20 protein-coding genes are annotated in these 19122 nt (G+C 39.0%); 17 read left to right on the top strand and 3 right to left on the bottom strand.

Translation table 11 applies throughout. The features are described from left to right. Positions 1-65: 65 nt before the first annotated feature. From KQI66_RS03030 to KQI66_RS03040, 3 genes are all read left to right on the top strand, one after another. Positions 66-491, top strand: a complete 426-nt coding sequence (locus tag KQI66_RS03030) for a MarR family winged helix-turn-helix transcriptional regulator (RefSeq protein ID WP_216427211.1) — start codon at positions 66-68, stop codon at positions 489-491. 118 nt (positions 492-609) lie between these two features. Beyond that, complete coding sequence (locus KQI66_RS03035) at positions 610-1263, top strand: HAD-IA family hydrolase (RefSeq protein ID WP_216427212.1); 654 nt, start codon at positions 610-612, stop codon at positions 1261-1263. A gap of 4 nt (positions 1264-1267) precedes the next feature. Continuing rightward, positions 1268-2209, top strand: a complete 942-nt coding sequence (locus tag KQI66_RS03040; RefSeq protein WP_253287642.1) for an ROK family protein — start codon at positions 1268-1270, stop codon at positions 2207-2209. Between the two features lie 200 nt (positions 2210-2409). Here KQI66_RS03040 and KQI66_RS03045 read toward each other — a convergent pair whose 3' ends face one another. From KQI66_RS03045 to KQI66_RS03055, 3 genes are all read right to left on the bottom strand, one after another. Continuing rightward, positions 2410-2874 carry an SLOG family protein gene (locus KQI66_RS03045; RefSeq protein ID WP_216427213.1) on the bottom strand — a complete coding sequence of 155 codons (465 nt, stop codon included), beginning with the start codon at positions 2872-2874 and terminating at the stop codon, positions 2410-2412. 52 nt (positions 2875-2926) lie between these two features. Then, positions 2927-3511 carry a helix-turn-helix domain-containing protein gene (locus KQI66_RS03050; RefSeq protein WP_216427214.1) on the bottom strand — a complete coding sequence of 195 codons (585 nt, stop codon included), beginning with the start codon at positions 3509-3511 and terminating at the stop codon, positions 2927-2929. A 137-nt stretch (positions 3512-3648) separates the two neighbouring features. Next, on the bottom strand, positions 3649-4395 hold the full coding sequence (locus KQI66_RS03055) for a 3'-5' exonuclease (protein ID WP_216427215.1): 747 nt from the start codon (positions 4393-4395) through the stop codon (positions 3649-3651). Positions 4396-4561: 166 nt separating this feature from the next. Between KQI66_RS03055 and KQI66_RS03060 the strand changes: the two genes are divergently transcribed. The 14 genes from KQI66_RS03060 (at position 4562) to KQI66_RS03125 (ending at position 18765) form a co-directional block, all read left to right on the top strand. After that, entirely contained in the window at positions 4562-4825 is a 264-nt protein-coding gene (locus tag KQI66_RS03060) for a hypothetical protein (RefSeq protein ID WP_216427216.1), read from the top strand. 221 nt (positions 4826-5046) lie between these two features. Continuing rightward, complete coding sequence (locus tag KQI66_RS03065; protein WP_216427217.1) at positions 5047-5460, top strand: twitching motility protein PilT; 414 nt, start codon at positions 5047-5049, stop codon at positions 5458-5460. A 328-nt stretch (positions 5461-5788) separates the two neighbouring features. After that, positions 5789-7141, top strand: a complete 1353-nt coding sequence (locus KQI66_RS03070) for an MATE family efflux transporter (RefSeq protein WP_216427218.1) — start codon at positions 5789-5791, stop codon at positions 7139-7141. Between the two features lie 3 nt (positions 7142-7144). Then, positions 7145-7903: a lysophospholipid acyltransferase family protein gene (locus KQI66_RS03075; RefSeq protein WP_216427219.1), complete on the top strand. Its 759-nt coding sequence runs from the start codon at positions 7145-7147 to the stop codon at positions 7901-7903. Next, positions 7866-8564: a response regulator gene (locus KQI66_RS03080; protein WP_216427220.1), complete on the top strand. Its 699-nt coding sequence runs from the start codon at positions 7866-7868 to the stop codon at positions 8562-8564. Before KQI66_RS03075 ends, KQI66_RS03080 begins: the two co-directional genes overlap by 38 nt. Before the next feature lie 54 nt (positions 8565-8618). Further along, on the top strand, positions 8619-10082 hold the full coding sequence (locus KQI66_RS03085; RefSeq protein ID WP_216427221.1) for an ATP-binding protein: 1464 nt from the start codon (positions 8619-8621) through the stop codon (positions 10080-10082). Continuing rightward, a complete protein-coding gene (locus KQI66_RS03090) occupies positions 10069-11010 on the top strand; it encodes a 3'-5' exoribonuclease YhaM family protein (protein ID WP_216427222.1) in 942 nt (313 codons plus the stop codon). Before KQI66_RS03085 ends, KQI66_RS03090 begins: the two co-directional genes overlap by 14 nt. 14 nt (positions 11011-11024) lie before the next feature. Further along, entirely contained in the window at positions 11025-11318 is a 294-nt protein-coding gene (locus KQI66_RS03095) for a PD-(D/E)XK nuclease family protein (protein WP_216427223.1), read from the top strand. Beyond that, the gene (cas4, locus tag KQI66_RS03100; RefSeq protein ID WP_216427224.1) at positions 11315-11878 is read left to right on the top strand and encodes a CRISPR-associated protein Cas4; all 564 of its coding nucleotides are present in this window, start codon (positions 11315-11317) and stop codon (positions 11876-11878) included. Before KQI66_RS03095 ends, cas4 begins: the two co-directional genes overlap by 4 nt. A 14-nt stretch (positions 11879-11892) precedes the next feature. Continuing rightward, positions 11893-13536 carry a 23S rRNA (uracil(1939)-C(5))-methyltransferase RlmD gene (gene rlmD, locus KQI66_RS03105; protein WP_216427225.1) on the top strand — a complete coding sequence of 548 codons (1644 nt, stop codon included), beginning with the start codon at positions 11893-11895 and terminating at the stop codon, positions 13534-13536. Between the two features lie 20 nt (positions 13537-13556). Next, entirely contained in the window at positions 13557-14246 is a 690-nt protein-coding gene (locus KQI66_RS03110) for a response regulator transcription factor (protein ID WP_216427226.1), read from the top strand. Beyond that, a complete protein-coding gene (locus KQI66_RS03115) occupies positions 14222-15487 on the top strand; it encodes a sensor histidine kinase (RefSeq protein WP_216427227.1) in 1266 nt (421 codons plus the stop codon). Before KQI66_RS03110 ends, KQI66_RS03115 begins: the two co-directional genes overlap by 25 nt. A gap of 177 nt (positions 15488-15664) precedes the next feature. Then, positions 15665-16339 carry an ABC transporter ATP-binding protein gene (locus tag KQI66_RS03120; RefSeq protein ID WP_006426335.1) on the top strand — a complete coding sequence of 225 codons (675 nt, stop codon included), beginning with the start codon at positions 15665-15667 and terminating at the stop codon, positions 16337-16339. Continuing rightward, positions 16336-18765: an ABC transporter permease gene (locus tag KQI66_RS03125; RefSeq protein ID WP_216427228.1), complete on the top strand. Its 2430-nt coding sequence runs from the start codon at positions 16336-16338 to the stop codon at positions 18763-18765. The genes KQI66_RS03120 and KQI66_RS03125 overlap by 4 nt, the downstream gene beginning before the upstream one ends. Positions 18766-19122 lie beyond the last annotated feature (357 nt).

The raw sequence follows: 19122 nt of genomic DNA on the forward strand, positions 1-19122 counted from the left end.
CTTGACATAAAATGAAATATGTTTTAACATTAGTGTATATACACAATTGAAACGGAGGTCGGAGTATGCCAAGAGTTTATAAAAGTCCGTGCTACTGTATAAATACGAGAAGAAGTGCGAATGCACTTAAGGAATATTATGACAATGCGTTTAAGAATGTTGGCTTAACGGGAGCACAATATTATCTTTTGACAGGACTTATGGAGCTTGAAAAAGCCAATATAACCCAGTGGGCTGAATATGTGGGACTTGAACGCAGTACAATGGTCAGAAATGTAGGCACCTTGGAGAAGCATGGACTTATTCATGTCGTTAAAGGCAAAGGAAAGGTTTTTGAGCTTACGGAATTCGGAAGAGACACGATTGAAAAGGCAATTCCCATATGGGAAAAGGCCCAGAATGAAATAAAGGAATATATCGGTGAAGAGGACGCAGAAGCAATAAGAAGGATAGGCGAAAAGCTCCAGAACCTTCCGATTATAAAAGAATAACATAAAACAATTCGTGAGCACAGTGTATATATATGCTGTGCTTTTAAATTTTGACTTGTATTTATTTGTAATAAATGATAAATTAAATAATAAACTTTTGAAAGGAAACGGATTTATTATGACAAAATTCAACTGTAAGTATATTCTTTTCGACCTTGACGGAACGATAACCGAGTCAGATCCCGGAATTACACGTTCAATAAAATATGCACTTGAAAAAAATTCAATGGTATCGCCTTCTCTTGAAGAGCTTAAAATTTTTGTAGGCCCTCCGCTCGGAGAAAAATTTATGGAGGTATTCGGCGTTTCGCAGGAAATGGCTGATAAACTTCTTGTATCTTACAGAGAAAGATATAATCCGATAGGAAAATATGAATGCAATATATATGACGGCATAGTTGATGCACTTAAACAGCTCAGAGAAATGGGAAAGGTGCTCTGTGTTGCAACCTCCAAGCCTGAGGCGGCCGCAAAGGATGTTCTTGCTCATTTCGGACTTACGGAATATTTTGATCTTATCGGAGGAGATACGGCAGAACATACAAGACCGAATAAAACAGCCGTTATAAATTATGTAATGGAGAGCATGAATATTTCCGATAAGGACGATATTATAATGGTCGGCGATACACATTACGACGTGGAAGGAGCAAACAAAATCGGAATAAAGTGTATCGGAGTTACATACGGATATGATACAGAGGAATCTTTGAAAAATTCCGGTGCGGCCGCAATAATACATAAACCGATAGAGCTTGTTGACTTGTTTTGATGCTATGGAAAGTATAAATATGTATGCAGTCGGCATTGATGTCGGCGGAACTGCAATAAAAATAGGGCTGTTCGAAAAAAACGGCAGGCTTGTTGATAAAAAAGAAATACCGACACGGCATGAAAATAATTGTGAATTTGTTTTCAGCGATATGGCAGAGGCTGTCAAAGAAGTGCTGAAAAATAATTCCGTAAAAAAGAAAAACGTGTCCGGTATCGGCATAGGTATGCCGGGACCTGTTGTGAACAATGTTGTTCAGCATTGTGTGAATTTAGGCTGGCAGAATAAAATAGATGCCGCCGGAATAACCGAAAAGCTTACAGGCATAAAAACCGTTGTGCTTAATGATGCCGATGCCGCCGGATACGGTGAGCTTTGGCAGGGCAGTGCAAAAAGCTATAAAAATGTCGTTCTTGTCACCATAGGAACAGGAGTCGGCGGAGCGGTTATAAATAACGGAGTGCTTATAGAAGGTTTTGGTGGTTCGGCAGGTGAAATAGGGCATATGACAGTTGAAATGAACAGCAAAAGGCATTGCAACTGTGGCAAAAACGGCTGTCTGGAAACATATGCTTCGGCAACGGGGATTGTCAGAACAGCGGAAGAGCTTCTGGATAGCGGAGAAAAGTCTGTTTTGACAAAAGAAAATTTGACGGCAAGAGACATATTTGATGCCGCAAAAAACGGTGATAATGTTGCACTCAAAACTGTTGATGTATTCGGAAAATACCTCGGTATGGCGTTGGCAAATATTGCTGTGGTTACAAATCCGGAGATAATACTTCTTTCCGGCGGAGTTGCATATGCCGGAGAAATCATTACCGATATTGTGAAAAAATACTTTGATGTTTTTGCTTTTAAGTCGGTAAAGAATACGGAAATAAAAATAGCCTCATTAAAAAATGAGGCAGGAATATACGGAGCGGCATATACTACGTTAAGTTGAAAACTTTGTTTTCAACTTGTTTACTGAAGGTATGAACGGTTCATTCCATCGGATTTTTAAAATTCAAAAAATCCTTGAAACTCTCCGTTCTCCTCGACGGGAGTGAATTCCGTCTGCGGATTTTACTCGGGAAGCTTGCGGCTTCCCGAACCCTTTCGCTTATAAAATATTATATTTTATAATTTTAGTAATTAAATTTTTCAGTCACTTTTTTTATCATATTTAATAATTATCAATTCATTTCCGATTTTTTTGGCATAATTCATTGTATAAAGAGTTCCGCCGCTTTTTCTTCCGTCATATACGGCTATAACAAGACTGCTGTTATCGACCATATATCTGTCCCTTGTAAGATATGAGCCTGCCGACGGCTTTTCACAGACATAGGTAACCTTATCGGCAACATAGGCGGAATAAGCCGCAGTGTGTTTTTCGAGCATTTGCGGATATGGTACGGCTGATTCGACGGTTATTTTATAGCCGAGCTGTTTAAGAAAATTCAAGGCATATGCCGCTTCATAATCCAGACCGTCAGCGGCACCTATTATGAAATTTGTATAGCCTTTTGAATATGCGTCCTTTATTGTGTCCAAAAGCCTGTCATATGTTTCGGGATACAGCTCTCTCGAAAAGGTTCTGTGGCCCGTAAAACAGCAAGTAAGCATTATAATCACCCATGAAGATTATAGCAGATATTGAGGTTTACATACAATTCTTTTAAACTCTTATCGAAAATAAACCGTGTGTACTGCAATAAGCATATATTATTCCATGACCGCATGATGTAAGTCTTGTCTCTGCGTTCTGTTCGGGATAAAGCTTAACAAGCTGCGTTTTTGATGATGTGATATAAGCTATAAATGATATATAATGCTCCTTTGTCATAGGGTGGCCAACGGATATATACCAGTCGTTTTCCATGCGTTCAGCTTTTATCATATGCTTTTCGTCAGGCTCTTCGGCTTCTGCCATAGGAAGATTTATTCCACAACAGCTGAAACAGCCTTCGCCTGTTGAGTGAATAACATTTCCGCATATTGGACATACATAAAATTTGCTTCTGAGCATATTTGCGGAACGGTTTCCGTTTATTATACAGTCGCCGGAAATAAGCTCGGCAACAGATACTCCGAGTGCCTTTGCTATCGGCTCGAGAAGAAATATATCGGGAAGGCCTTTGCCCGTTTCCCATTTTGAAATTGCTTTGTCGCTTACGCAGAGTATATCCGCAAGCTGTTTCTGGGTGTAGTTCTTTTTTTCACGCAGTGACTTTATTGTACTGCCTGTAACATAGTTGTTCATTTTTTATTCCTCCGTTTTCGTTTTTCTGAAATCAGAATAACATAGCCGAGGTTGGCATACAACCTACGGAAGGTAGAGTGAAAGCTGATATAAACCAAGAACCCGATACTTTTATTCGATGGTATCGGGTTCTTGGTTTAAATATCGTATGTATTGTTTCGTCCGAATTTGTAGGCTGTACGTATGATTGCTTTTTCCTCTGCGGTAAGCTCTCTGTCGAGAGATTGGGAAAAATATTTGAATAATCCTTTTGTGTTTATTAATTTTTTAGATGATGATGTTTTTTTGCATTTAATGTCCGACGGTTTGAATTTTTCGGTTATGAGAATTTCAGGTCGCACTATTTTGAATATTTCCGCCGTATACATTGCGTCGTTAAGTGCGTTATGAAAATCAGATTCTATTTCCAGCTCAAGAAGTTCAACTGCGTTTTTAAGACCGATTGCCTTTCCCGGCTCGTATTTGAGATAGGTTGTGGCAAAGCTTTGGATATTCATGTATCTGTCCGGCATTGCGGAAGATGAAAGCTTGTGGTATCTTATGTTTCTGAATAACGCCTTTACATCATCTCCGCCCCATGAGCAGAGAATATCGTCCTTTGAAACAAATGTCGAAAATTCCTCGTATGCCGAATTGAAATTTATTCCGTTTTCCATTATTTCCTGCGTTATTCCTGTTATCTTTTCAACATATGGGTGAAGCCGTTTATATATAACCGGTTTTATGTAGCAGTTAAATTCACCTATCGTATCAAAATGGCTGTTGAGCTTTACTGCACCGATCTGTATTATTTCGAATGGGCATTCGGGATTACTTTTTGAATATGAGCCTGTTTTAAAATCAAAAGCTTGATTAAATTCAAGATCAAAGACTATATAATTCATGTCTTTTCCTCCGGATTGTGTTTATGATAAAAAATTATGATATATTAATGTGTAACATTATTATAGTATAACATTTTTTTCGGTAAGTACAACATAATTTTAATATATATAAGATTGTAAACGGTATGAATTGATGATAAAATGTCAAATGAGGTGATATTTGATTATGAAATATGTATTTACTGAACAGGATAAACAGGACGAGGTTAATAAAATAGAGCTTGAAGGCGAAGATGTTATGCTTATCGGCGAATATATCGAAGATGTCGAAAATGAAGAAAATACTTATACAATAACAGGCGACGCAGTTATAGAAGGGGAGCTTTACCACGAATTTGTTACAATATTCGGAACGGTTGAGCCTGTCGAAGAACCGACTGCAAGAGCAATAGCCATGGCCGAATGGGACTGGTTTGACTATGTATGCTGAAATTAATGTCATTAGTTGTATAAAAATGCTGAATTATTTAAAAGTATAGATATATGTTTACTAAATTTTTTCAGTAAAATATGTGTATAATTAAGTAATAAAAAAAGAGGATTTTTTAACTTAAGACAGAATTATATAAGTATAAACAAAATAATAAAATATGTGAATATTACCGGCAATGCCGGATAAGTATATTTACAACATAAAAAGGGGGAATTACCATGATTCAGATTCTTGCAGGTGAAAAAGGACAGGGTAAAACAAAAAAGCTCATTGATATGGCTAATGAGGCTTCCAAAACCGTAGACGGAAATGTTGTTTTTATTGATGATGACAGCAGACATATGTATGACCTTCATTACGGCATACGTTTTGTTGAAACATCAAAATACAAGATTTGCTCCTATGAGGTTCTGATTGGTTTTATTTATGGTATACTTTCTCAGAACGGAGATATTCAGAAAGTATTTATTGATGGTCTGGGAAATATAGTTGATGAACTCCCCGATGATGATGTTGTAGCTTTATGTGAAGTTCTTGAAAGAATTTCTAACGATTATTCGGTTGATTTTGCTCTTATATACAGCAAACCCGAAGCTTCCGTTCCCGAAGCGGTTAAAAAATATTTAATCTGATTTTGATTGTAAAATACGGCTGACAGCTGAACCGTATTTTTAGCGACGGCTCGTTCATATACATTGTGTATATGGGCGGGCCGTTTTTTGCGTATATTAATAAAATTTAATGGTGTTCCTCTTTAAAAAAGCTAAATATAATGATAAAATGTGATAGATATTTGTTGTGCATTAGGTTATCGAGTGTATAATTATATTTATCTATTAAGTAAATTACAGTATCAATGCTTTTTAGGTATTGATTCAAAGAGGATATATATATTAGACATAACAAATTCAGTATGATAAACTCCAGTTAGATAGTTAATTAGAATTGGAGGAGAAAACAATGGCTTTATCAAATGATTTAACTGAAGGCAGTATTAATAAACATCTTCTTGCGTTTGCCTTTCCGCTTATTATATCAAATGTAATGCAGGCACTTTATAATGCCGTTGATATGTATTTTACGGGAAAATTTCTCGGTACGGCACAGATGACGGGTGTTTCCGTAAGCGGACCGGTTGTAAACGTAATGCTTATGGCTGTTTCCGGTTTTGGTGTAGGTGTAAGCGTGCTTATAGCAAGATATGTTGCACAGGATAACAAAGAGGTTCTTAAAAGAGCCGCAAACACAGCTATAACAATGTTCCTTTCTGCGGCAATAGTTGTGTCTATACTCGGATTGTTCCTTACACCGACTATATTGAGACTCATATCAACTCCGGAAGAAGCATTTATATATGCACAGAGATATTTGAGAATTATATTCGGCGGAATGATTTTCACAATAGGCTACAACCTTATATGTGCTTTGCAAAGAGGCTTTGGTGATTCGAAAAGCTCAATGTATTTTGTTCTTGCGGCAACTATAACCAATATTATATTGGATTATATATTTATGGGAATACTTAAAATGGACGTTACCGGTGCGGCGTATGCAACAGTAATATCACAGGGTTTGTCGTTCATATTGGGTATAGTATATTTCAGAAGAAGAAAGCATATAGTAACATTTTCACCGAAGGATTTCTGCTTTGACAAGCATTATGCAGTGTTGCTTGCATCAAACGGTTTTCCAAGTGCGGCACAGCAGGTAAGCGTACATTTTTCAAACCTGTGTATGACCGGAATGGCTAACTCATTCGGCCTTGCATCTGCGGCGGCTTACGGTATAGCCGTTAAACTGGACAGCTTTGCTATACTTCCATGTTCGGCAATAAACGATGCTGTTGCGTCCGTTGCATCGCAGAATCTCGGTGCAAACAAAGAGGACAGAGCTTTAAAATCAATAGTGTCTGCGAGAAAAATAGCGTTTGCCTATGTAATATGCGTATTTTTACTTATTTTCTTCTTTGCACAGAATCTTACTTCGATTTTTACAAAGGACCCGGAGGTAATTGCAATATCGGTTTCATATTTTAAGGTGGCCTGCTTTATGTATTTCTCATATGCGTTTACATATCCGGAGCAGGGTTTCTTAAAGGGCAGCGGAAATTCCGGCTTTGTACTTGTAAACAGCCTCTTCCTTCAGTATCTGCTTAAGATACCGGCTGCATATTTCCTCAGCCACCGTACACCTCTCGGATTAAGAGGTATTGCAATCACATGGATAGCCGGACCTATATTCTCGGCAATAACATATTCTATTTATATTCATATGGGAAAATGGAGAAAGCACTGGAAAAAACAGGAGGCTTAACTTATGTTTTTTAAAACACTTAAGGTTTATATTAAAATGATTGCCGGCGTTCTTTATTATACGCCGAGATTAAAAACTGCGGAAAAAATAAATGAAGAACAGGGAGAAGTCGCAAGAATAGAGTATATATGCGACATTGCCAACAGATGGTCCGCACAGCGAGTTAAGGACATAGGTGCAAACCTTACGGTCGAAGGTCTTGAAAACATTCCTAATGACAGACCTTTCGTTCTCATAGCAAATCATCAGAGCAATTCTGATATATTTTATCTTCTCGGCACAATAGGCAGACCGATTTCGCTTGTGGCAAAAGCAGAGCTCGGAAAGGTTCCGATTCTTGTAAGATGGCTTAAGGCTATGGGTGGACTGCTTATGGACAGAAGTGATATGCGTCAGTCCATGCAGACAATATTAAACGGAATAAAACTGGTTAAACAGGGAATAAGCGTCGGCATATTCCCCGAAGGAACAAGAAACGACGGAAAGCAGATGCTTGAATTTAAAGGCGGCAGCTTTAAGCTTGCCACAAAAACAGGCGCACCTATACTTCCGCTGACGATAGAAGGCACACACAGACTTATGGAGGATAATAACGGCTGGATAAAAACAACCGATATTAAGCTCACATATCACCCGATTATCGAAACAAAGGGAATGTCTAAGGATGAGCAGAACGAGCTTCCCGAAAGAGTTCACAAAATAATCGAAAGTGCGCTTAAGGAGGATGACAACATTGGAAAAGACGAAAATATTGATTGTTGATGATGAAAGACATATATCAGAACTGATTTCACTTTATCTTACAAAGGAAGGCTACGAAACAAGACAGGTTGATGACGGAAGAAAAGCACTTGATGAGTTTTATTCCTTTGCACCTGCACTTATACTTCTGGATATAATGCTTCCGGGTATGGACGGCTATCAGATCTGTACAGAAATAAGAAAGAAAAGCAATGTGCCTATAATAATGCTTACTGCAAGAAGCGATACCTTTGATAAGGTTCTCGGTCTTGAAATGGGGGCAGATGATTATATAGTTAAACCCTTCGATCCGAAAGAAATGGTCGCAAGGGTTAAAGCTGTTTTAAGGAGAAGTGAAACAAGAGAGGAAAAACATGATACAAAAACAGTCAGCTTTGAAAATCTTAAAATAAGCCTCAGCGATTATTCTGTTGTTTATCATGGTGAAAGCCTTGCTTTTCCGCCCAAGGAGCTTGAGCTTTTGTATTTCCTTGCGGAAAACAAAAATCAGGTTTTTACAAGAGAACAGCTTCTTGATAAAATTTGGGGCTATGAATATGTCGGAGATTCAAGAACGGTTGACGTACATATCAAACGAATAAGGGAAAAGCTTAATCGTGATGATGAAGTATGGTCAATAAAGACCGTTCATGGTGTCGGCTATAAGTTTGAAACCAAATGATTAATCGAATAAATTCTTATAATTCGTATAAATAACGAAAAACAAGGTGATTGCATGGTCAAGGTTAAAAAAAGAAGATCTTTGTTTTTTAAGCAGACATTAGCATATCTGGGAACATTTCTGATTGCACTTGTTATAATGTCTGCTTCTGTTTATTATTTTTGCAGTAATTATTATTTTGACCAGAAAAGCATAGAGCTTACGGATCAGGCAAGATCAATAGCAAAGCAGTATTCAAAATATGTGTCCAGCGGCGTTATTGATATGAACAGTCTTAAAAACAAAATGGAAGTTATAGAGGATTTTATGGGAACAAGCATATTTGTTATAGACATCAAAGGCTCTGTTTCTGTTGTATCCTCATCGATAAACAGTGAATGGATAGGAAAGTCCATAACCGATGAAACAATAAACAGTGTACTCAACGGAAAGATTGTTACCGTACAGGGAAGACTCGGCGGTATGTTTTCCGAAAACATGATGACTGTCGGTTATCCCATTAAATCCAACGGAAATGTATACGGCGGAATTTTTGTATGTTCGCCTGTGCCGGAAATACAGGAAACATTGATGAATGTAATTGAGATAATGATATTCTCGGTTGTTGTCGGTTTCGGAATAGCCATTGCAATGATATATATTTTGTCAAGAAGGATAACAAGACCTCTTCTCCAGATGAATAAGGCGGCAAGAATAATAGCCGATGGAAACTTCGACAGAAGAATAGATGTCACAACCAATGACGAAATAGGCGAGCTCGGCGAGAGCTTTAACTATATGGCAGAGTGTCTTGATAAAAGAGATCAGGACAGAAGGCTTTTTGTTGCAAGCATTGCACATGACCTCCGTTCACCGCTTACGAGTATACAGGGATTTCTTCATGCCATGAAGGACGGCATAATACAGCCGGAGGATTATAATTATTATATCGACATTATACTTGAGGAAACCGAGCGTCTTTCGGTGCTTGCCACAAATATAGTTGATATGGGAAAAACTCAGGAAAATGTTCTTGAGCTGAAAATAGAAACCTTTGACATAAATGAGCTTATAAGAGATGTTCTTGATGTTTTTGAACATAGATTCAGAGAAAAAAATCTTAAATGCAGATTGATAATAGCCGATGAAAGGATATATGTTTCGGCCGATAAAAGAGAAATACACAGGGTATTGCATAATCTTGTGGATAATGCGGTAAAGTTTACCGATGAAAACGGTATAATAGAAGTTGAGACATCATTGCCTAAAAACGAGAATAAGGTTTATGTATCCGTCAGCGACAGCGGCAAAGGTGTTCCGGACAGTGAAAAACGCCATATTTTCGAGGCATTTTATAAATCGGATTCGTCAAGAGGTCTTGATAAAACCGGCAGCGGCATAGGACTTTCCGTTGTTAAGGAAATTATAAACGCACATGGAGAAATTGTCGTTTGTAAGGATTCGAAAAGCGGCGGTGCCAAATTTGAATTCAGTCTTAAACCGGCTGAAGAACAGGAGGAGAAGAATGAAGTATATTAAGGAAATAAGAGAAGGCGAACAGGTAGTTGAGCATTATCTCTGCAAAAGCAGACAGACGTTTAAGTCAAAGAATGATAAGACATACCTTTCTCTTAAGCTCGCGGATAAAACAGGAACAGTGGACGCAAAGGTTTGGAATTTGAATAATGAAATACAGTCCTTTGCCGAAAACGATATGATAAAGATTGATGCTACGGCACAGATATTCAATAATGACATTCAGCTCAATGTAAAAAGAATAAGAAAAAGCCGTGAAGGCGAGTACGATCCGGCAGATTATATTCCGTCCACGCAGAAAAATATAAAGGAAATGTGGACGGAATTTGTAGGATATATCAACAAAATTTCCAATCCGTATATCAAACAGCTTCTTGAAAGCATATTTGTGAAAAATGCTTATGTTGTTAAGGAATTTCCCGGACATTCTGCGGCTAAAAGCGTTCACCACGGATATTGGGGCGGTCTGCTTGAGCATTCGCTTTCCGTAACACAGATTTGTGAATTTATGTCCGATAAATATAAGTATATTGATAAAGATGTGCTCGTTGCGTCGGCAATGCTCCACGATGTAGGAAAACTCTGGGAGCTTTCGGATTTTCCTCTTAATGATTATACTGATGACGGACAGTTGCTCGGACATATTTATATAGGTGCTGAGCTTGTTGAAAAGACTGCTAATAACATTCAGGGATTTCCCGACAGACTTAAAACACTTATTAAGCATTGTATACTCGCACACCATGGTGAGTTTGAATACGGTTCACCTGTGCTTCCGAAAACTCTTGAGGCACATATACTTCATGCCGCTGACGATATGGACGCAAAGAGTAAGGTGTTCGAGGAATTTATTGATGCGGATTCAACAACAGGACCTTGGGCAGGCTATCAGAAGATGCTCGGCAGAAATATCCGTAAGACGGAATATTAATCGGAGGTTTTGCTTTGGATAAGGACAGACATACGATTTCCGCAACTGAACTGAGTAAGTTCCGGTACTGTCCGTATCAGTGGTATTATGAAAGAGTTTATGGCAGAAAGGAATTAAGACGGCTCGCTCTTGAAAGAAATGAAAGACTCGGACTTGAGGATTCGAGCGGTTCGAGAATAGCGAAAGGGCTTGATTACCATGATAAGCATTACAGAAGGTTGATGATGAAAAAGAGGATAGCCGTTGCTGTATTAATTCTGACTGTTGTTGCCGTTTATGCGGCTGTTAAGAAAGGCGGTATGCTATGAAGCCTTATGTTATTGCCGCCGTTGTCATTCTTATAATAGTAATTATATTTGCTTTAAATTCAGGCGGAGGCATCCGGGAAAAAAACAGGGTGCCTTCTCTTGCTATGTGGAAAATAATATATACTGATATGCACACAGATAACAGAAAAGCGGATGTTGTGTATTCTAAAATACTTCATTCGGATAAATACGATTTGCAGGGTAAGCCGGATTATGTATATAAGCATCGCATTACAGGAGAGTTGATGCCGATTGAGATAAAAAGCGGAGAAACCGAAGAGGTGCATCCGGGAGATTTGCTCCAGGTAGGTGCATATATGCTTATCGTTTGGGATTTGTACGGAAGAAAACCGAAAAAGACGCTGATATGCTATAAAAATAAATGCTTTGTAATAAAAAATACTTACGCTTTGCGTAAGGAAGTTATCGGTACAGCCGAAAGAATGAGAAAAATGTTGAAAACCGGTATCGAAGAGCCTAATGCAAGTTTTGTAAACTGCCGTCCGTGTATATGCAACGGAACGGTGTGTCCGTTCAGTGAGGCTGACTATGATGATTAAGGAATGGTGAATTGATGATAGAGAAAAATAAAATATATACTGCCAAATGTACCGCACTTGGTTCGGAAGGTGAAGGTATTGTAAAAATAGATGGCTTCACGGTGTTCGTTGAAGGAATTTTTCCGGAGGAAAAGGCTGAAATATTGATTACAAAGGTTAAAAAGAATTTTGGCTATGGCAAGGTAATGAATATAACAGAAAAATCGCTGGATAGATGTGTACCCGAATGTGTTTATGCCAAAACCTGCGGAGGCTGTTCAATACAGCATATGTCCTATCCTATGCAGCTTAAATTTAAGCAGAATAAGGTTAAGGATTGCATTGAAAGAATAGGCGGAATAAATTATGTCGATGTTCTTCCGACAGTTGGCATGGATAATCCGTGGCATTACAGAAATAAAGCACAGTATCCGGTCGGAAAAAATAAAAATAATGAAACGGTTCTCGGATTTTATGCAAAAAGAAGCCATAGAATAACCGATATAAAAAGCTGTATGATACAGAATGAGGCCGCTGATGAGGTTATTGAAATAGTCCGCAGTTTTATAGATGAATACAATATATCTGTATATGACGAGGAAAAGCATAAAGGGCTTGTGCGTCATGTACTTACGAGAACAGGATTTTCGACAGGAGAAATAATGACAACAATAGTTGTGAACGGAGATAAGCTTCCTCATGCCGAAGAACTTGTTAAGAAGCTAATGACTGTAAAGGGAATGGCTTCCATTGTGCTTAACATAAACAAGTCAAAAACAAACGTAATACTTGGTGATAAGTGTATTACCTTAAGCGGAAAGGATACAATTCGTGATAGTATAGGCAGAATTATGTTTGATATATCGGCATTGAGCTTTTACCAGGTAAATCCTGTCCAGACGGAAAAGCTTTATAAAATTGCGGTTGAGGCGGCTGAGCTCACAGGTAATGAAACGGTGTTTGATGTGTATTGCGGAATTGGAACAATATCGCTTTTTGCCGCACAAAAGGCCAAAAGTGTGTATGGAATAGAGATTGTACCGAGAGCCATTGAGGATGCAAAACATAATGCCGAAATAAACGGTATCGAAAATGCTGAGTTCGAGGCAGGAAAGGCAGAGGATATACTTCCGAGAATATATGCTGAAGGAAAAAGAGCCGATGTGATTTTCCTTGATCCGCCGAGAAAAGGTTGTGAGATGTCTGTTATAGATGCAGTCTGCGGTATGCAGCCGGAAAAGGTTGTTTATGTTTCCTGCGATCCGGCAACATTGGCAAGAGATATGAAGCTGTTTGATGAAAGAGGATATAAAGCAGGAATGGTTCAGCCGGTGGATCAGTTCTGCCAGACGGGGCATGTGGAGACGGTTGTTCTTTTGTCACAACTGAAACAAAAGCCGGATGATTACATTAATGTCACGATTGAACTTGATGATATGGATATAACATCTGCAGAGACTAAGGCTACATATGATGAGATAAAGAAGTATGTGGCTGAACATAATGCCGGCATGAAGGTTTCCAATCTGTATATCTCACAGGTAAAGAGAAAATGCGGAATTGAGGTTGGAAAGAATTATAATTTACCTAAAAATGAAGATAGCAGGCAACCGCAGTGTCCAGAAGATAAAGAGAGTGCAATTGTGGAGGCATTGAAGCATTTTAAGATGAATAGTTAATAAAGAGAGGTGCATATGCTATGCCAGGTATACTCGTGGTTGAAGATGATGAAAATTTAAATCGTGGAATTACATTTTCACTGAAAAAATCCGGATATGAGGTTTTTTCAGCAGAATCAGTGAAAAAAGCGAAAAGAATTGCAAGTGATAATAATGTGGATGTTACCATTTGTGATGTGAATCTTCCGGATGGAAATGGACTGGAATTTGTAAGGTGGATTAGATGCAATTATAATACATACATTATTTGTCTTACAGCACTAGATCAGGAGATGGATCAGGTCATGGGATATGAAGCAGGGGCAGATGATTATATTACAAAGCCGTTTAGTCTTTCGGTACTTCTTTTGAAAATAGAAGCACATTTCCGCCGCAGACAGGAGAAAACGGAAGCCGGAAAGATGATTTCGGGAGATATCGTATTTATCACAGGAGAAATGAAAGTCCTGATAAAGAGTCGTGAAATCAGTCTGACAAAAACGGAGTTGAAAATGCTGACTTTTTTTCTTCAGAATCCGAAACAGATTCTTTCAAAAACACAAATATTGGAAAATGTGTTTGATCTGGAAGGGGATTTTGTGGATGAAAATACAATCGCTGTCAATATCAGAAGACTCCGTGAGAAAATCGAAGACAATCCGGCTGCACCGGTCTATATAAAGAATATCAGAGGTCTTGGGTATATATGGAATCAGGAGGTAAGGCAGTGACAAAGAGATATCGCAAGAAGATTACAGTAGTGCTCTCCTTGGTATTACCTGTCATATTATTGTTTGCAATATTAAATTGCTTTACCACGTATGTGTTTTATGAAGATTATAAATATAAAATGAATCTTATGACAGAGATTGCTGCAAAGGAAGAATTTTCCGGGCTGGATGCTGTTTCGGAATTGCTTAAGGATAAGGATATTGAAACTAACGAACAGGGAAGGCGATTATTGGAGCAATATGGATACTGGGGGAATAAAGGGAATGCATTTTATTCGCAATTCCGGCATCAGGTTATGGTGACCGGTGCTGTAAGCACTGTGATATGCGTGCTTCTTTTGACTTTTTTACTTTATTGGAAGAAAAAAGAAGATGCGTGTCATCAGAAAATTTTAGACCAGTTGGAAGAAATTCTGATCAGATTCCGTGAAAATAAATTTGATGATTTACTGAAAACGGAAAATCATGCAGAACTGGAAAAATTGAATGACCAGCTTGAAGCAATCGGACATCATATTCAGTTGATAAAGGAAGAAGCAAGGGCAGAAAAGGAGAACACGAAAGAAATGGTTTCTGATATTTCTCACCAGTTAAAGACACCGGTTGCAGCTTTGGATACATGTTTTAGTGTGCTGATGCAGAATGACTTAAGTGCCACAGAACAGGAGGAGTTTCGTATCCGTTGTCGGAGTGCTCTGGATGGACTGGAGACATTATTGCAGTCGCTTCTTGAAATATCCAAGATGGAAACTGGACTGATTCAGATTAATAAGAAAAAACTTCCGCTTATGTATACTGTCATATCTGCTGTGAACCGCACTTATCCTAAAGCGGATGAGAAAAAAATTGAATTCGTTTTTGACTATGAAAAAGAGCTGGAAACATGCACGATTATGCAGGATAAAAGGTGGCTTGGTGAAGCTGTGATCAACGTTCTGGATAATGCGGTCAAGTACAGTCCGTGTGGTTCAAAAATATTTATCCGGTTACAAAAAAGAAACGATCTTGTAAGAATGGAAATTGAGGATCAGGGAATTGGTATTCCGCAGAATGAGTATCACAAAATTTTTCAACGATTTTACAGAGGAAGTTCCAAGGAGGTCATGGAAAAGAGTGGTACAGGAATCGGACTTTTTCTATCGAGAGAAATTATCGAAAAACACGCAGGTACAATTACGGTAACCTCCGGCAAAAAGAAAAAAGGAAGCACGTTTGTGATTCAATTACCATATGTTGGTTAAATTTTAAGTGAGCAGAAATCTTACAATTCTGTAAGATTTCTGCTCATTTTTTGAAAGTGAAATGATAGATTGTCCTGATACAATTTGGATGTAGGTTGAAAAATGACCAAATATATAAACAGGCAAAAAAAGCGTGCTGAAAAGGTACGCTTTACAGAATTGAAAAGGAGGCAACACATGAGTGTGATATTAGAAACCAAGCAGCTTTGTAAGTTTTATGGCGCAGGTGAGAATCAGGTCAAAGCGGTCAATCAGGTGGACATTCAGATTGAGCAGGGAGAATTTGTCGCAATTGTTGGAAAGTCAGGTTCCGGTAAAAGTACATTACTTCATATGCTTGGAGGGCTAGACACCCCGACAAAAGGCAGTGTTACTTTAGCAGGAAAAGATTTATACAGGATGAAGGAAGATGCCCTTGCTGTTTTCCGCAGAAGAAAAATCGGATTTGTTTTTCAGGCATTTAATCTGGTTTCATCTGTTAATGTCTGGGAAAATATTGTACTGCCACTGGGGCTGGATGGAAGAAAAGTGGATGAAGCGTATGTAAATGATATTATTGCAACTCTGGGAATTGAAAACCGGATTTATAATCTGCCAAATCAGTTATCCGGAGGACAGCAGCAGAGAGTAGCAATTGCAAGAGCACTGGTGAATCGTCCGGAAATTATATTTGCAGATGAGCCGACAGGAAATCTTGATTCCAAGACCAGTGATGAGGTAATCGCTCTGCTTAAGATGACAGCAAAAAAATATGGACAGACAATTGTAATGATTACCCATGATGACGAAATTGCACAGGTCGCTGACCGTATTCTGGTGATTGAGGACGGACAGGTGGTGGATTTTAGATGAAGACAATAAGCAGGATTGCATATAGCAATGACAAAAGGAACAGGACAAGAAGTATACTGATCATGATGGCAATCTGTCTGACCACGATGCTGCTTGTTATCATCAGTACTGTGGGAAATGGGGTAATTCATTTACAGAAAAGTCAGGCTGCAAGCTCATACGGAAGCAACTACGGCCTGTTTATCGCCGCAGATGGTACGCAATTAAAAGAAGTGGAACGCAGAGCTGAGATATCTGATATCGGCATCATGTGTACGGAGGGCATCTTGAAAGGAAATGAAAATGGCGGCTTTGTCAGTGCGGATGAAACGGTCAGGAAAATGCTTCCCTATAATCAGGAATATGTGTTGAAGGAAGGTACCTATCCGGAAAAGACGCAGGAAATTGCCGCAGGACGCGCTTTCTTTGATGCAGTGGGATACCATGATGTAAAGGTCGGAGACACCGTAACATTGGAGTACCGTTCCGGCATGCAGTCGGAATACGCACCGGTGGAATTTACTGTCAGCGGGATTTTATATGACCGGGATGAATATACCATCGAGGCTTCCTATGTTGTATTCGGTTCGCAGGATTTTTATAATGAGCGTGTTGCGGAGGGTGACAGGCAATATAATATCTATTTTACCTTGAGCGATTCTGCAAATGTATCTATGAATAATGTTGCGCCTGTTATAAAAGAAATCGCGGATTCCTGCGGCATTGACCAGAAAAACGTGATCATTAATGACCTCTACCTGCAGTGGGTATTGCAGCCGAGCTATGAAATGATTGTGGTTTGTGGAACCCTGATCCTCGGAATCGTGCTGTTTTCCGTTGTGGTCATTTATAATATCTTCCAGGTCGGGATCGCCCAGAAGGTTCAGGAGTACGGAAAAATCAAGGCGCTGGGTGCAACCAGAAAGCAGATGAAGCAGTTGATCTTTCGTGAAGGCATTCTTCTGGCGGTTCCTTCGATACCGCTGGGGCTGCTGTTTGGTTTCCTGATTGCAAAAGTCAGCTTCAACTGGCTGGTGGAGCAGGGAAATCTGGTATCGTCCGGAATCAAGAACCATCAGGTGCCTCTGTTTTCACTGACGATTATGCTCATCTGCATTTTTGTATCGTTTCTTACGGTCGTTTTGGCTCTGCGCAAACCCATGAAAATTGTTTCCCGGATTTCACCCATCGAAGCGACACGGTATCTTGACGGCTCCAAAACGCAAAAACAGGGCAGACGAAAAGGCAGAAAAGATGTCACCGTTTTCTCCATGGCAATGGCAAATGTGACAGGCAATCCGAAAAGAACCATTGCTACGATTCTTACCATGGGGCTTTCCTGTGTATTGTTTGTAATTATCTCTAATTATGTTGGGAATATTGACACGGAGCACGAGGCGCGAATTGCAATCAACCATGGACAATTTGAGTTGCAGCTGGATTATTCCCAGAATTATGATGAAGCCTATCCGGAGAATAATCTGGATACAATCCTACAGAACAACCCACTGAATGATTCAATGATTGAAGAAATCAAAAGCATTCCAGGAGTGACAGATGTCATGACGAGAGAGTGTGTCTATGTAAATCTGAACGGAACAAGATATCCGGCTGATATTGTGAGTAAAAATGATTTTGATTTTATGCGCCAAGACGGGGATATTGGCTCTATGGACTATGATCAGGCGGTAAAGAATGGTGAAATTTTCTTTGGCTGGTCGACGTGGATGGAACAAGATGGATATGCTCCGGGTGAATCCATTGCATTTGACTTTGAGAATGGAAGTGAAACCTATACCTATCAGGGAAAGATTGCAGGATCCTTTGTAAGCGCGGACACTTATCTCGTCATTCCGGAAGGTGTATACCGTTCCATGAATCCGAGGGGAACAGCCTATGGCTATCTGTGGGTGGACTGTGATAAAAAAGATGTTGCATCTGTGGAACAGAGTCTGAATACTTTGATTTCTAATACTTCGCATATAAAAATGGATACCTATCATGCACAGTTACAATCTGCAGAATACGCAAGCCGTATGATGAAGCTTGGCTGCTATCTGTTCATGGCAATTGTCGGTCTCATTGGGTTTATGAATCTGGCAAACACCATGATCATGAATATTACGACAAAAAAGCAGGAATATGGTGTATTACAGGCTGTGGGTATGACAAATAAACAATTAAATTTATGCCTGCAGTTACAGGGACTGATTTTTACGGTTGGTACCATATGCGTAGCTTTGATCATTGGTCTGCCGCTCGGCTATGCACTTTTTTCCTATGCAAAACATAATGGAATATTTGGAATGAATATCTATCATGTTCCAATCGTACCAATTTTTATTATGATTTTTTTGGTCGGTCTGTTGCAGATTGTACTTTCCTGCGTTTTAAGCAGTAATCTGAAAAAGGAAACGCTGGTAGAAAGAATAAGGTATCAGGGATAGCAAGTATTGCTGGGATATCCTCAGTATCATAACAGGAATTAAAAGCACTTGGCTTCAAAAAGTTTTGTACTTTTGACAAAATACAACCGATTTTTCATCCATTATAATAAATTTGATTAAGCAGCCTGTGTGTAATGAAGCATACAGGCTGCTTGCATTGTGCGCTTAAGCATGAAGCAACCACCAGCTATGCTGGTGGAATAAGATACTTATAGAAATAGACCTCCTTTGATATAACGGAAGAGGTTCCCCAACCGTCTTCATAAATCAAAGGAGGTTTTGTCATGAATGACATTAAAAGTTTATCACATTCAAAATGGAGATGTAAATATCATATTGTATTTGCACCCAAATACA

Source organism: Anaerotignum sp. MSJ-24, from assembly GCF_018918145.1.
Taxonomy (GTDB): domain Bacteria; phylum Bacillota; class Clostridia; order Lachnospirales; family Anaerotignaceae; genus Metalachnospira.

Bases quoted from the DNA above. Each gene is read 5' to 3' on its own strand.
- KQI66_RS03030 (WP_216427211.1), top strand. From the start codon at position 66: ATGCCAAGAGTTTATAAAAGTCCGTGCTACTGTATAAATACGAGAAGA.
- KQI66_RS03035 (WP_216427212.1), top strand. From the start codon at position 610: ATGACAAAATTCAACTGTAAGTATATTCTTTTCGACCTTGACGGAACG.
- KQI66_RS03040 (WP_253287642.1), top strand. From the start codon at position 1,268: ATGGAAAGTATAAATATGTATGCAGTCGGCATTGATGTCGGCGGAACT.
- KQI66_RS03045 (WP_216427213.1), bottom strand. From the start codon at position 2,874: ATGCTTACTTGCTGTTTTACGGGCCACAGAACCTTTTCGAGAGAGCTG.
- KQI66_RS03050 (WP_216427214.1), bottom strand. From the start codon at position 3,511: ATGAACAACTATGTTACAGGCAGTACAATAAAGTCACTGCGTGAAAAA.
- KQI66_RS03055 (WP_216427215.1), bottom strand. From the start codon at position 4,395: ATGAATTATATAGTCTTTGATCTTGAATTTAATCAAGCTTTTGATTTT.
- KQI66_RS03060 (WP_216427216.1), top strand. From the start codon at position 4,562: ATGAAATATGTATTTACTGAACAGGATAAACAGGACGAGGTTAATAAA.
- KQI66_RS03065 (WP_216427217.1), top strand. From the start codon at position 5,047: ATGATTCAGATTCTTGCAGGTGAAAAAGGACAGGGTAAAACAAAAAAG.
- KQI66_RS03070 (WP_216427218.1), top strand. From the start codon at position 5,789: ATGGCTTTATCAAATGATTTAACTGAAGGCAGTATTAATAAACATCTT.
- KQI66_RS03075 (WP_216427219.1), top strand. From the start codon at position 7,145: ATGTTTTTTAAAACACTTAAGGTTTATATTAAAATGATTGCCGGCGTT.
- KQI66_RS03080 (WP_216427220.1), top strand. From the start codon at position 7,866: ATGACAACATTGGAAAAGACGAAAATATTGATTGTTGATGATGAAAGA.
- KQI66_RS03085 (WP_216427221.1), top strand. From the start codon at position 8,619: ATGGTCAAGGTTAAAAAAAGAAGATCTTTGTTTTTTAAGCAGACATTA.
- KQI66_RS03090 (WP_216427222.1), top strand. From the start codon at position 10,069: ATGAAGTATATTAAGGAAATAAGAGAAGGCGAACAGGTAGTTGAGCAT.
- cas4 (WP_216427224.1), top strand. From the start codon at position 11,315: ATGAAGCCTTATGTTATTGCCGCCGTTGTCATTCTTATAATAGTAATT.
- rlmD (WP_216427225.1), top strand. From the start codon at position 11,893: ATGATAGAGAAAAATAAAATATATACTGCCAAATGTACCGCACTTGGT.
- KQI66_RS03110 (WP_216427226.1), top strand. From the start codon at position 13,557: ATGCCAGGTATACTCGTGGTTGAAGATGATGAAAATTTAAATCGTGGA.
- KQI66_RS03115 (WP_216427227.1), top strand. From the start codon at position 14,222: ATGGAATCAGGAGGTAAGGCAGTGACAAAGAGATATCGCAAGAAGATT.
- KQI66_RS03120 (WP_006426335.1), top strand. From the start codon at position 15,665: ATGAGTGTGATATTAGAAACCAAGCAGCTTTGTAAGTTTTATGGCGCA.
- KQI66_RS03125 (WP_216427228.1), top strand. From the start codon at position 16,336: ATGAAGACAATAAGCAGGATTGCATATAGCAATGACAAAAGGAACAGG.